We start from the raw sequence: 13,260 nt of genomic DNA, 5'->3' as shown, positions 1-13,260 counted from the left end.
GTTATTCAAACGAAAATGATTATTTTTGTTCTGAATCGAACGTTTCTTTTTCAACATATTTGTAATATAAATTGCGTAATTCGGATTCTTTATAATTGCCTAAATGACTTTTATATTGTGGATGCACCAAAATTCCATGATCTCGAAGTTGCTTAACAAACCAACCTTTTGAATACTTATACACGTCACACATTCTCCTTCACATATATTCATACATAGCGTATGCTCAGGAGTTTCGTGTGGTTACGGTTATTGCACATAAAAAAAACGAAGGAATTTATCCCTCGTTTTTAACTTATGTGCCACAAAAAGTTCGATATGGTTGGTTAGACGGTGTTGGTAATGTAGCATATTCCCGCTGCTCCTTAGTATGTGCAAAAGGCTGTGCAAGAGCGTTCAGTAATCGTTCCATTACACTGTAGTCTCCACATTCAACAGCAGCCTCTAATGCTTCTTCTACACGGTGATTTCGTGGAATTACTGCTGGATTATGATCCCGCATTAATTGGTGAGACATGGCTGTTGTTTCCTGTTGTCTTTCACGTCTTCCAAGCCATTTCTGATGCCATTCTTTAAATTCTTTTGCACTAAATAACTTTGATTCATCAAATTTATCGAAGGTTAATGCAATAAATGTATTCGTATAGTCTGCCTGATACTGCTGCATTAACGATAGAAACTCTTCAATTAGTGCTACGTCCTGATCTTCTTCGTTAAATAACCCAAGTTTTGCTCGCATACCTGTTAACCAGTTTGCATAATACAGCTGTGGATATTGTTGTAATGTCTCTTGAGCTAGGTTTATGGCATCTTCCTGATTTTCATCGATTAATGGTAATAATGATTCAGCAAAACGTGTTAAATTCCACCCTCCGATATTAGGTTGGTTACCGTACGCATAACGACCTTGTCGATCAATCGAGCTAAATACTGTCGCTGGATCATAGATATCCATGAAAGCGCAAGGACCATAATCAATCGTCTCCCCACTAATGGCCATATTATCTGTGTTCATGACACCATGAATAAAACCGACTAACTGCCATTTCGCAATGAGAGATGCTTGCTTCTTCATGACTTCCTGAAGTAGGTAGAGGTAACGATTTTGAGCTTTATCAACATTAGAAAAATGTCGCTCCAAAGCATAATCTGCCAAAGCTTTTAGCTCCTCTTCAGTTCCCCAATTTGCTGCGTATTGGAAAGTTCCCACTCGTAAATGACTGCTTGCAATCCGAGTTAAAACTGCACCAGGAAGCTCGGTTTCACGAATGATCGTTTCGCCTGTAGTCACGACAGCCAAGCTTCGAGAGGTTGGAATACCGAGTGCATGCATTGCTTCACTCATAATATATTCACGTAGCATTGGACCAAGTGCTGCTCTGCCATCTCCACCTCGGGAATAAGGGGTTCTTCCCGAGCCTTTCAGCGCGATATCAAATCGCTCATGATTCGGTGTTATTTGTTCACCTAACAACAGCGCTCTTCCGTCTCCTAGCATATTAAAATGCCCAAATTGATGTCCGGCATAAGCTTGGGCGATGGGCGTGCCACCAGTCGGGCTGTTGTTACCCGCAAAAATCGCTACCACTTCTTCGTTTTGTAATGCATTGAAATTTAATCCAAGTGACTGTGCGACCGCTTCATTTAACATTACTAATTTTGGTGAACGAACTGGATTTAAAGTGAGTAATGTATAAAAAATGTTTGGTAGACGGGCATAGCTATTATCAAAATTCCATCCTTTTGTATTGTCCATGTTTTCTCCTTTGTCGTTTATAGTTATTTTTTCTATTTCATCATAAACAATTCATAGCCATTTTTACCATTTAGCTTTCTGCTAATAAAACAAAAACGCTTTGAGTTATTTTAACCTAAGCGTTTTTGTTCCATCATTTTCGTATAAACTTGTGAGTGGAAATACAGTGATTATCATCCGTAAAAAACTTTACTTCAAAATACGTATCTTCAATCTCGACAAGGGCAAAGCTTTTTTCTTTACGACCACGTGGTTTTAATAAGCTCCCCGGATTTAAAAATAAGACATCCTCAATCATTTCAGCAGCAAGAATATGAGAGTGCCCAAAGCATACAATTTGCGCATCTACCTCTTTGGCACGATATGATAATGACAAGATTGAAGTTTTAACATTGAATAAATGACCATGTGTTACAAAGACTGTTACGTCCTCTATATCGAATACTGCTTCATCCGGAAAAGCTTGATCGATATCACAATTTCCTCGTACTTTCTTCATACCATCCAATGCTTTATGTGAGAACGGAAGCTCACTATCTCCACAATGAATGAACGTATCGACTTTTGGGTAAAAGCCTCGAACTTTTTCAATCACATCACTATCGCCATGTGTGTCACTCATGACTAGTATTTGCATGGATATCACCTCTTATTTTATAAGATTTGGCAATTGTTCCTTCAGCTTACGAATCGCATTCCCACGGTGGGAAATTGCTCCCTTTTCTTCGGCAACTAGCTCAGCCATCATACGGTTTAAGCTTGGGACAAAGAAGACAGGATCATAACCAAACCCATTAGTACCACGTTTTTCGTGTGCAATGACACCTTCACAAGTACCAAAAACTGTTGTCGTTTCAAAACCTGGCCCCGCAATAGCGATGCAACAGCAGAAACGTGCAGTACGCTTTTCATCTTCGACATTCTTTAGGTTTTCTAACAGCTTAACCATGTTTGCTTCATCATCATGATCACCAGCGTAACGTGCAGAATAAACGCCTGGCTCACCATTTAATGCGTCAACAGCTAAGCCACTATCATCAGCAATAACAATTGTGCCTAGCTCTTTTGCTAATGTTTCTGCCTTTATGATGGCATTTTCCTCAAAGGTAGTGCCTGTTTCATCTATTTCCATTTCTGGTGCAACATCAAACATCGTTACTACTTCATAGCCAAGTGGACCAAATAATGCTTCGAAATCTTTTGCTTTTCCTTTATTTTTAGTGGCAATCACTACTTGATTCATATTATTCATTTCCTCCCACTTTGTTAGCCAAACCACCTAGTGTCTCTTTTTGAAGTGCAATCAATTGTTGAATGCCCTTTTCACCTAACGCTAGCAGTTCATTTAATTCTTCACGAGAAAACGTTGCTTCTTCGCCTGTCCCCTGTAGTTCAACAAATTGACCTGCCCCTGTCATAACGATATTCATATCTACGGCAGCAGCGACATCTTCAACGTAGTTTAAGTCTAAAACTGCCCCTTGCTCCTCAACAATACCAACACTTGTTGCAGCTAAATAGTCTGTTACTGGGAACTTTTCTAGTTGTTTTTCTTCTGCAAATTTGGCAATTGCCTGTGTCATCGCTACAAATGCGCCTGTAATTGAGGCTGTACGTGTGCCTCCATCTGCTTGAATCACATCACAGTCAATCCATACAGTACGCTCGCCAAGTGCTTCTAGGTCAACTACAGCACGTAATGCTCGACCAATTAAACGTTGGATTTCCATTGTACGGCCATTGACTTTGCCACGAGATGATTCGCGTGGTGTACGCTGTGCTGTTGCACGAGGTAGCATCGAGTATTCTGCCGTGATCCAACCTTTACCTTGTCCACGTAAAAACCCAGGAACCTTATCTTCAATCGTTGCTGTACAAATTACTTTTGTATTGCCTACTTGAATTAAAACTGAGCCTTCTGGGTGTAATAAATACTCACTATCTATTTTCACAGGACGCAGTGCATCTACATTTCTTCCATCAAATCTTGTCATCATTTTTTTCCTCCTAAAAACTTTCGCGCCCTCATCTTACCATAATTTTATCCTTCAAAAAAGTGCTCAGTCCCTTATGTACAATGCTAAAAATGGCAAAAATCAGCCTAGCCCACTGCTAAGCTGATTTTTTATTTTAATGTAATACGTTTTATATTGAGAGTACCTTGCTCAAGCCAATTTTCAGCAATCGAACGGAAAATTGGAACAGAACCGGTTGCAAAAAATTTATGAGCAGGCACTGCATCTGTGTCAGCCAAAGTACCATTATACGCAAGCATTTCTTGAACATCCTTTGCTGTTTCCTCTGCGGAAGATAGTACAAAGACTTCTTCTCCGACCACAGCTTCAATTTGTTTTTGCAATATTGGATAATGTGTACACCCTAGTATAACTGTATCAAATTGTTCATTTTTCAACGGCTTTAAGCCTTCTTCAATTAGTTTATTTGCAAATTCACCTTTATATTCGCCACTTTCTACAAGTGGTACGAATGTTGGACATGCCAATGGAATAATATGTGTTGACGTATTCAGTGACAATAATGCTTCCTCATACGCCGAACTTTTAATAGTTCCTTCTGTTGCAAGCACAACGACTTCATGTCGCTTCGTTTTCTTTACAGCTGCACGTGCGCCAGCATTAATAACGCCTAGTACCGGAAAAGGCATATTTCTTTGTAAACTTTCGAGTGCTACTGCAGTCGCTGTATTACAAGCAATGACGAGCATTTTGATATTCATTTTCTCTAGTGCTTTTGCCATTTGCCAAGTGAAGTTTCGTACTTCCTGACGAGTTCTCGGACCATAAGGACATCTTGCTGTATCACCAATATAATAGATCGTTTCATTTGGTAATCGCTTCATTATTTCTTTTGCTACGGTCAAACCGCCTACTCCTGAGTCAATAACGCCTATCGGGGCATTCATACTTTCCGCCTCAATCCTGTTTCATGTGTACATGTAGTTTTTCTAAAAAGCTTGATAATTGCTCGACTTCTTGTTCGTTAAAACCAACAAGTTTTTCTTGCAAATATTGCTGTCTTTTTTCAATTACTTCTTGAATAATACGTTCGCCCTTTTCGAGAAGATGAACAACAACGACACGACGATCATTTTCGTCACGTACACGTTTGACTAATTCATTTTTCTCCATCCGGTCCACTAAATCTGTTGTTGTACTAAAAGCTAAGTATAATCGGTTTGACAAGTCGCCAATTGTTATATCTCCAAGCTCTTCTAACCACTGTAATGCAACAAATTGTGGCGGCGTAATCGCATATTGTGAAACAATTTCTCTTCCTTTTTGTTTCACAATGGCCGCTATATAGCGTAATTCCTTTTCAACCGTTGCAACGGTTTCAGGTGAGTGCTTTGTTAGTTCATCCGACATATAACTATTTCACTCCTAAAAATACGTTGAATAGTTCTATTTTGTCGTTTTTTCTCTGAAATAGCAAGTGTCCATTAGTCTAATTTGAATTCTTCTAAGCGTAACAGCTCAATTAACGCCTGAGATCGATTCGTTACACCTAACTTTTGAATTGTGTTGGAAATGTGATTTCGCACTGTTTTTTCACTGATACCAAGTTGCTCTGCAATATCCCTCGTTGTTTTTTCAGCTAATAAAAGCGCAAATATTTCACGTTCTCGGTTAGTTAAAAGAGAACGATGATGAGAGCCATTCATTTTCAGTTACACCCTCCTCCCCCGCACGTATTGTAACTTATGTTAAGGAACGAGGAGCGGTGACGGCTATTTTCATGAATATCACATGTTTCCTGAAAAATTTTGAAAACCGCTTCCATAAATCAGTAAATTCATGTGAAATTGCAATTTCATCAGCCGAAATGTTTGTTAATGGCGAAAAAATGCACCCAATACTCTCTATCTATTTTTAGCTCCGTAACCTCAATATTTTGAATCGACTTTTATGTTACAGAATCCCCAGGCTAACGAGTTGAGCACTTGTTTCTTCAGATAGAGGTACACTCTTCCCAGTCCGAGGATCCATTTGCACTATCGTACCACGACCTGTAAAGCAAACCCCATCATGTTGGTTTTTCGCTAAATAATGAATATCCATCGATGAGTTTCCTACTTTCGCTATCTTCGTATAAATTCTTAATACATCATCAAAAAAAACTTGCTTCACGTAGTCACACTGTAAGTCAGCTACGATCGGAATACTATCCACATTTTCATCACTTGCTGATGGCATTAGAATCCCTAAATGGCGAAAATAATCGATTCGTGCCTGTTCAAAATATGTAAAGCTAACTGTATTGTTCATATGACCGAACATATCCGTTTCTGAAAAACGTACACGTACCTCAGTAAAAAACGAAAAATCCTTTGCCCATTTCTGAAAATCTCCGATATAATTTGCTTTCATCTTAACCATCCCCCTAATTTTCATTCACTTCTTCTAAGCTACATACAGAATTAGTGAACAATAATGAATATATATTCATTATATAAGAAAACATGAAATCATCCTAGAAAATCCGAATTTTCACTCATTTTTTTCAACAAACTACCCTATCTTCGGGATCAGTCAACTATCCTTATTCAATCATTGGTCCTATGCTTAAGCGGTATTTGTAAGAGCACTGTCTTTATATCAAATGATTAGGGGAGGCACAATGCGAAGCTTTCTCAAACGCTTCGCCGATTGTCTACGGAGTCTCCTCGGCTTGTTGTCACAAATATCGTAGTTAAAGAACTCTTTTAGTTTATTAATCTTTATCGAATAATGCCCCTTAGGATAGAATTTCCTGTAAATTACTTATTTTAAAATAGAAAAAACTCCCTCACACATTTAGTGTAAGGGAGTTTGGGCGTAAAGCTTGTACTATTAGTCTACGAAGTGGTCAGAACCGAAGAAGTTACGGAACATTTGCACTGTAGTTGCACGGTTTAATGATGCGATAGATGTTGTTAAAGGAATACCTTTTGGACAAGCAGCTACACAGTTTTGTGAGTTACCGCAGTTTGCAAGGCCTCCATCACCCATAATTGCATTTAAACGTTCGTCTTTAATCATGGCACCCGTTGGATGAGTGTTGAATAGACGTACTTGTGATAATGGTGCTGGTCCGATGAATGAAGCTTTTTCAGACACGTTTGGACAAGCTTCCATACATACACCACAAGTCATACATTTAGATAATTCATAAGCCCATTGACGTTTACCTTCTGGCATACGTGGACCTTCACCTAAATCATAAGTACCATCGATTGGAACCCATGCTTTAACTTTTTTAAGTGCATTGAACATACGATCACGGTCAACTTGTAAGTCACGAATAACCGGGAATGTTTTCATAGGCTCAAGGCGAACTGGTTCAGTCAATTGATCAATCAGTGTTGAACAAGATTGACGCGGACGGCCATTGATAACCATTGAACATGCACCACAAACTTCTTCAAGACAGTTCATGTCCCATGCAACTGGTGTTGTTTTTTCACCATTTGACAAAACAGGATGCTTTTGAATTTCCATTAATACAGAAATGACGTTCATACCATGGCGGTAAGGAACTTCGAATTTCTGCCAGTAGCCATTGCCACCTTGTGTATCTTGACGTAAAATTTCAACTTTTACCATTCTTCCAGTATTAGCTGCGATATCCATAATTCTTAGTCTCCTTTCGCAGAGTAATCACGTTTACGTGGCGGGATTAATGAAACGTCAACTTCTTGGTAAGTGATGATTGGCTCACCCGTAGTTGGATCAAATTTCGCCATAGTTGTTTTTAAGAAGTTTTCATCATCACGTTCTGGGAAATCTGGCTTATAGTGAGCACCACGAGATTCGTTACGTAATAATGCACCTTTTGTCATTACTTTCGCAAGTAGTAACATATTTTTTAGCTGACGTGTAAAGTGTGCACCTTGGTTGCTCCACTTTTGCGTATCGTTGATGTTGATGTTATCCCAACGTTTTAGAAGATCATCAAGTTTTTTCAATGTATCTTCAAGTTGATCGTTGTAACGTACTACTGTCATAGTAGCTGTCATCATTTCGCCAAGCTCTTTATGAATCAAGTAAGCGTTTTCTGTGCCATCCATTTTCATGACAGCATCCCATTTTGCTTGCTCTTCTTTTACGCGAGCATCATAAATTTCTTGCGGAAGATCTTCAGCATGCTTTTTAAGATGTTTAACGTAATCTACTGCGTTTGGTCCAGCAACCATACCGCCATAGATAGCAGATAATAATGAGTTCGCACCAAGACGGTTTGCACCATGTTGAGAATAATCACATTCACCTGCTGCAAATAGACCAGGAATTTCAGTCATTTGGTTGTAGTCAACCCATAATCCACCCATTGAGTAGTGAACTGCTGGGAAGATTTTCATTGGTAATTTACGTGGGTCATCCCCTACGAATTTTTCGTAGATCTCGATGATACCACCTAGTTTAACGTCTAATTCATGTGGATCTTTATGAGAAAGATCTAGGTATACCATGTTTTCGCCGTTGATACCAAGTTTTTGGTTTACACAAACGTCGAAAATTTCACGTGTTGCAATATCACGTGGTACTAAGTTACCATATGCAGGATATTTTTCTTCCAAGAAATACCAAGGCTTACCGTCTTTGTAAGTCCAAATACGGCCACCTTCACCACGAGCTGATTCTGACATTAGACGGTTTTTGTCATCTCCAGGAATCGCTGTTGGGTGAATTTGGATGAACTCACCATTCGCGTATGAGGCACCTTGTTGGTAAACGATAGAAGCAGCAGAACCTGTATTAATAACAGAGTTTGTTGTTTTACCGTAGATAATACCAGGGCCACCAGTCGCCATAATAACAGCGTCTGCACGGAATGATTTGATTTCTTCTGTACGCATATCTTGCGCTACGATACCACGACAAACGCCGTCAGGATCGACTACTGCACCAAGGAATTCCCAGTGCTCATATTTGTTCACTAAACCAGCTACTTCGTGAGAACGAACTTGCTCGTCTAGTGCGTATAGTAATTGCTGACCAGTTGTTGCACCAGAGAAGGCTGTACGGTGCATTAAAGTACCACCGAAACGACGGAAGTCAAGAAGACCTTCTGGTGTACGGTTGAACATTACACCCATACGGTCCATTAAGTGAATAATACCAGGGGCTGCATCACACATACCCTTAACTGGTGGTTGGTTTGCTAAGAAGTCCCCACCGTATACTGTATCATCAAAGTGGATCCAAGGAGAATCCCCTTCACCTTTTGTATTTACCGCACCATTAATTCCGCCTTGCGCACATACAGAGTGTGAGCGTTTTACAGGAACTAATGAGAATAAATCAACTTCAGTACCAACTTCAGCTGCTTTAATCGTTGCCATCAGACCAGCTAGACCACCGCCGACAACAATTATTTTGCTTTTCGCCATGATTATTTCTCACTCCTCTTTAAAAATTGCAATGATTGAATGGACTCTATAGTATCTTCTATTAAATTAAACGAAAGATAAAATAGCAGCCACACCAACTACACTTAGAATTACGAAAATAATGTTTGTTACGTAAGTAGCAATCTTTTGAGACTGAGGAGATTGTGTAATACCCCAGCTTACTAGGAATGCCCATAAACCGTTTGATAAGTGGAAAGTTGCTGATAAAATACCAACAATATAGAATCCAAGCATAAATGGATTCGCAACGATATCTGCGATCATATTGAACTCAACATCTGCACCTAACGCTTTTTGGATACGCGTTTGGAAAATATGCCATGCAATGAAAATCACTAAGAATACACCAGTGAAACGTTGTAATGAGAACATCCAGTTACGGTATGTACTGAAACGCCCTGTGTTTGGTGAAGCAGTGAATGCAATGAAGACACCATAGAATGCGTGGAACAATAATGGGATATAAATAATTACCCATTCCATTACTAACAGAAGACTATGTGGAATTAATTCCATCTTACCTACTGCATCATTGTAAGCTTGTTCACCACCAACAGCAGTGAAGTTCATTGACAAGTGGAACATCAGAAACAGACCTACTGGAATGACACCAAGTAGAGAATGTAAACGACGCCATAAAAACTCTCGATCTTTCGACAAGACTGTTACCCCCCTTAGTACTTAAAATAGCACAGCAAAGAAGTCATCATTTTGTAAATGATACCTCATTGACTGTGTATTTCATCATGGTACAATATTATGACATGTTTATTGTACTCTCAAGTGCTACGAGCGTCAAGGCAACTCGGCGTTTTTCACAGCCCTTATTAAAGAAATAATCTAGTACGTGATGCATCGTTTTTTCTCGGAAAAGCCACCTTTACTTTATTAACGTCAAATTTTAAGAAAATTCTAAGAAAGAAGGATTTCAATGTTAAACACTTCATCTCCTACAATCTCATCATTTGGCTATGAGATAATTCGCGATCATATTCTATCTACCATTCTTGGCAAACATGAAGATGACGTCCTTTATTGGGCAGGAAAAGAGCTTGCTCGAAAGTTCCCATGTAAAAGTCAAGATGAACTTATCGCATTTTTCGCAGATGCCTGCTGGGGTAATTTAGAGCTTATGAAAGAATCGAAGGATGGACGTATATTCCAACTGACAAATGATCCAACAATTTTACAAATCGGTTTACGTAGCTTTAGACTTGAAGCAGGATTTATAGCTGAACAAATCCAGCAAGCAAAAGGTTATTTAACAGAATGCTATGATGAAAAGCGTGAAAAGCAACAAAACGTTATGTTTACAGTGAAATGGGACGTCAAAGAACGAATCATGCACACCGTTCCTACCGAATAAAATAAAAAGGATTGTCGTCCCAAATTGATGGATGACAATCCTTTTCTATTTCTATATTTATAGTTGAGCATGTCTTTCTTTTAAAAGTACATCTATTAACGACATAAATGCTTCCAAAATATTAAGTGAGTGTTGAATCGTTTCCTCTAAATTAATAATTGACAATTCATTAACTAATTTTTGAGCAGCCGTATGTACTAATTCATGAGGTTGTTCTATTCGACGAAACTCCGGTAAATTCTGATATTGCTCAACATGTCCATAATACCATTTCCCAAACGCACATTGATGATGCGTTTTTAACTTTTCTTTATGTCCTGCCTTTTGAATAGCATTTCGCAAAAAACTAGCATGATCCATTAATCTTGCTGACAATTGGCTAATTACCGTTTGCTCTGAGGGCTTTCGAATTGTCGGTGCAATAACATGTAACATTTCAAATACTTGATTCTGTATTATTTCCGAGAAGTCACTTGTATGTGATAATTCTGTCATTGTTACAGCTAAACGATCTACAGCTACTACATTTTCTTCTGATGCAGCTGTTATTTGATGAATTCCACTTGCTACTTCTTCAATATTTTTACTTGTTGCTGTCAAATTAGCAATATTACCTTTCATGATACTTAAAAAACCAGTGAAGTAATGTTCGACTTGTTCAATATTTTTTAATGTATTATGTAATTGCTTATCGATAACTGATCGAATCTTCGTCATTTCTTGCAATGAATCTTTCGAGCTATTAGCTAACTTCCCTACCTCCATCGCGACAACATTGAAGCCCTTCCCTTGCTCACCTGCACGTGCAGCTTCAATAGAGGCATTTAAAGCCAGTAGTTGTGTTTGATCGGCAATCCCTGTAACACTTTTACTAATATCATTCATTTTACTCATTTCATTGTTCAACTGTTTTGTTGAATGAGCTCCTTTAGCTAACAGCTCCTGAACCATTTCACCTTTTATAATGGATGATTCCATTTCCTCTACAAGTAATAACGAATGCTGTTTTATTTCTTGAATATTTGCATTAACATTTTGCTCAACCGCAAGTATCTCTTCTGAATTTGATGACATTTCTTCAGCCATTGCTGAAATATCTCTTACTTTTGTTGAGACACTTTGAACCTTTAAAGCCGTTTGACAATTAATTAACTCCATATGTGCAAGTACAAAGTCCAAAATCGCATTTCTCACATCGATGCTTTCTTGCTCAAGTTCCAATTCCTGAATTCGCTTTTTTAATATTTGTATTTCGGAATCGTTGTGTATTTCAACGCTTTCAATTGGCTTTTGAAATAAACCTAATAATGCCATACAAACCTCCACCTTTTCCTTGGTAAAACATATAATTACATTTTACTATACAATAATATCAATAGATAAAATATTAAATTAATATAAAGAAAAAAATAGGATGTGCCTTTTATTGACACACCCCATTCATTATTATACGTAAAGTGCATGTTCTAAATTGAATTCATCGTGTAATGCATTTGCTGCACGAATCATTTCGTCCTGAGGTACAACAACAGATACTTTTATTTCAGATGTACTTACCATTTTTACCGGGATACCTTCACGACGCAAACGATCAAACATACGGGCAGCAACGCCTGGATTAGATGCCATACCTGAGCCAACTATTGAGACTTTTGCTAAGCCGATTTCAAAATCAGCAAAACTAAATCCTAGTGATAATTTACTATCTTCTAAGACACGTAATGCTTCTGCAAACGCCTCTTTTAAAATGGTAAACGATACAGTCGGCTTTAAGCCATCTATTATTGCTTGCACAATGATATCGACGTTTATGCGATTTTTTGCAAGTATTGTGAACATATCTGCTAACGAAGCATCAGAATAAGCATCATAACCAACCGTTAAACGAATAACATCTGACTCATAGGCAACACCACGAACTATTAAATTTTTCTCCATTCCAACTTCCTCCTTCAATAAAGTACCTACTGTATCTACTACGCTCGACCGAATAATAACTGGGATTTGAAATTTCTTCGCTAACTCTACAGCTCGCGGGTGTAAAATTTGTGATCCTAAGTTTGATAGCTCTAGCATCTCGTCATAGGAAATTTCTTTTAGCTTTTGTGCCCTAGCAACATGACTTGGATCAGCTGTATAGACTCCTTCCACATTCGTGTAAATATCTACGCGCTCCGCTTCCAATGCCGCCGCGATAGCTACAGCCGTCGTTTCCGCTCCGCCTTTACCAAACGTCGTAATATTCTGTGAACAATCAATACCTTGTTCCCCCGCAACGATTACGATTTGTCCTTGTGCAAAATGCTCTGCTATTCGACTAACATCAATATCATCGATACGCGCATTGAAATACATATCATCAGTTTGAATACCTGCCTGCCAACCTGTTAATGACACTGCATGATATCCTTCTTCCTGCAAAGCAATCGCAACTAACGCACTTGATAGTTGTGAGCTTGTTGAAAGTAGTACATCTAGTTCACGCTTAGACGCACTATCTGATAAATCACAAGCCATCTCTGCTAATTCTTTCGCCATACTCCTCATTCCCGCAGTTACAACGACAACATCATAGCCTCTTTCCTTTTCAGCTATCGCCCTTTTCGCAACATCTTGAATATGCTTTGTCGATGCTAATGCAGCACTACCGAATTTCATCACAATTCTCGCCATACAGATCATTCTCCTTCGTATTCAATCATTTCGCTGTCTCTAGAAAACTAAAAA

15 protein-coding genes are annotated in these 13,260 nt (G+C 38.6%); 1 reads left to right on the top strand and 14 read right to left on the bottom strand.

The features are described from left to right. Positions 1-19: 19 nt before the first annotated feature. The 12 genes from ACB089_RS06270 to ACB089_RS06215 all read right to left on the bottom strand — a co-directional run bounded on the left by ACB089_RS06270 (position 20) and on the right by ACB089_RS06215 (position 9,827). Positions 20-193: a DUF2639 domain-containing protein gene (locus ACB089_RS06270; protein WP_175401694.1), complete on the bottom strand. Its 174-nt coding sequence runs from the start codon at positions 191-193 to the stop codon at positions 20-22. Between the two features lie 102 nt (positions 194-295). Beyond that, a complete protein-coding gene (locus ACB089_RS06265) occupies positions 296-1,756 on the bottom strand; it encodes a YdiU family protein (protein ID WP_374965698.1) in 1,461 nt (486 codons plus the stop codon). 133 nt (positions 1,757-1,889) lie between these two features. Continuing rightward, positions 1,890-2,393 (bottom strand): metallophosphoesterase, encoded by a 504-nt coding sequence (locus tag ACB089_RS06260; protein ID WP_374965697.1) that lies wholly within the window; start codon positions 2,391-2,393, stop codon positions 1,890-1,892. Between the two features lie 12 nt (positions 2,394-2,405). After that, positions 2,406-2,999 (bottom strand): XTP/dITP diphosphatase, encoded by a 594-nt coding sequence (locus ACB089_RS06255; protein ID WP_368635683.1) that lies wholly within the window; start codon positions 2,997-2,999, stop codon positions 2,406-2,408. Between the two features lies 1 nt (position 3,000). Further along, the gene (gene rph / locus ACB089_RS06250) at positions 3,001-3,750 is read right to left on the bottom strand and encodes a ribonuclease PH (RefSeq protein ID WP_374967514.1); all 750 of its coding nucleotides are present in this window, start codon (positions 3,748-3,750) and stop codon (positions 3,001-3,003) included. A 131-nt stretch (positions 3,751-3,881) separates the two neighbouring features. Then, a complete protein-coding gene (gene racE / locus ACB089_RS06245) occupies positions 3,882-4,679 on the bottom strand; it encodes a glutamate racemase (protein WP_374965696.1) in 798 nt (265 codons plus the stop codon). 10 nt (positions 4,680-4,689) lie between these two features. Continuing rightward, positions 4,690-5,142: a MarR family winged helix-turn-helix transcriptional regulator gene (locus ACB089_RS06240; RefSeq protein WP_368635681.1), complete on the bottom strand. Its 453-nt coding sequence runs from the start codon at positions 5,140-5,142 to the stop codon at positions 4,690-4,692. 74 nt (positions 5,143-5,216) lie between these two features. Then, positions 5,217-5,438, bottom strand: a complete 222-nt coding sequence (locus ACB089_RS06235; RefSeq protein ID WP_004226437.1) for a LuxR C-terminal-related transcriptional regulator — start codon at positions 5,436-5,438, stop codon at positions 5,217-5,219. Positions 5,439-5,685: 247 nt separating this feature from the next. After that, complete coding sequence (locus tag ACB089_RS06230; protein ID WP_374965695.1) at positions 5,686-6,144, bottom strand: acyl-CoA thioesterase; 459 nt, start codon at positions 6,142-6,144, stop codon at positions 5,686-5,688. Between the two features lie 462 nt (positions 6,145-6,606). Then, positions 6,607-7,386: a succinate dehydrogenase iron-sulfur subunit gene (gene sdhB / locus ACB089_RS06225; protein ID WP_368635678.1), complete on the bottom strand. Its 780-nt coding sequence runs from the start codon at positions 7,384-7,386 to the stop codon at positions 6,607-6,609. A 5-nt stretch (positions 7,387-7,391) separates the two neighbouring features. Beyond that, positions 7,392-9,146 (bottom strand): succinate dehydrogenase flavoprotein subunit, encoded by a 1,755-nt coding sequence (gene sdhA, locus ACB089_RS06220; protein WP_368635677.1) that lies wholly within the window; start codon positions 9,144-9,146, stop codon positions 7,392-7,394. A gap of 66 nt (positions 9,147-9,212) precedes the next feature. Continuing rightward, positions 9,213-9,827, bottom strand: coding sequence for a succinate dehydrogenase cytochrome b558 subunit (locus ACB089_RS06215; RefSeq protein WP_068983915.1), 615 nt, complete (start codon positions 9,825-9,827; stop codon positions 9,213-9,215). 271 nt (positions 9,828-10,098) lie between these two features. Between ACB089_RS06215 and ACB089_RS06210 the strand changes: the two genes are divergently transcribed. Then, positions 10,099-10,533 (top strand): YslB family protein, encoded by a 435-nt coding sequence (locus ACB089_RS06210; RefSeq protein ID WP_368635676.1) that lies wholly within the window; start codon positions 10,099-10,101, stop codon positions 10,531-10,533. Between the two features lie 57 nt (positions 10,534-10,590). Here the strand turns inward: ACB089_RS06210 and ACB089_RS06205 are convergent, their stop codons facing one another. Both ACB089_RS06205 and ACB089_RS06200 read right to left on the bottom strand, forming a co-directional pair. Further along, positions 10,591-11,847 (bottom strand): methyl-accepting chemotaxis protein, encoded by a 1,257-nt coding sequence (locus tag ACB089_RS06205; protein WP_374965694.1) that lies wholly within the window; start codon positions 11,845-11,847, stop codon positions 10,591-10,593. Between the two features lie 132 nt (positions 11,848-11,979). Then, positions 11,980-13,206, bottom strand: coding sequence for an aspartate kinase (locus ACB089_RS06200; RefSeq protein WP_374965693.1), 1,227 nt, complete (start codon positions 13,204-13,206; stop codon positions 11,980-11,982). Between the last annotated feature and the right edge of the window lie 54 nt (positions 13,207-13,260).

The organism is Lysinibacillus sp. RS10, from assembly GCF_041956855.1.
Lineage (GTDB): Bacteria > Bacillota > Bacilli > Bacillales_A > Planococcaceae > Lysinibacillus > Lysinibacillus xylanilyticus_A.
The sequence above is the reverse complement of the archived record's forward strand: the minus strand, read 5'-3'. Positions and strand labels throughout refer to the sequence as shown.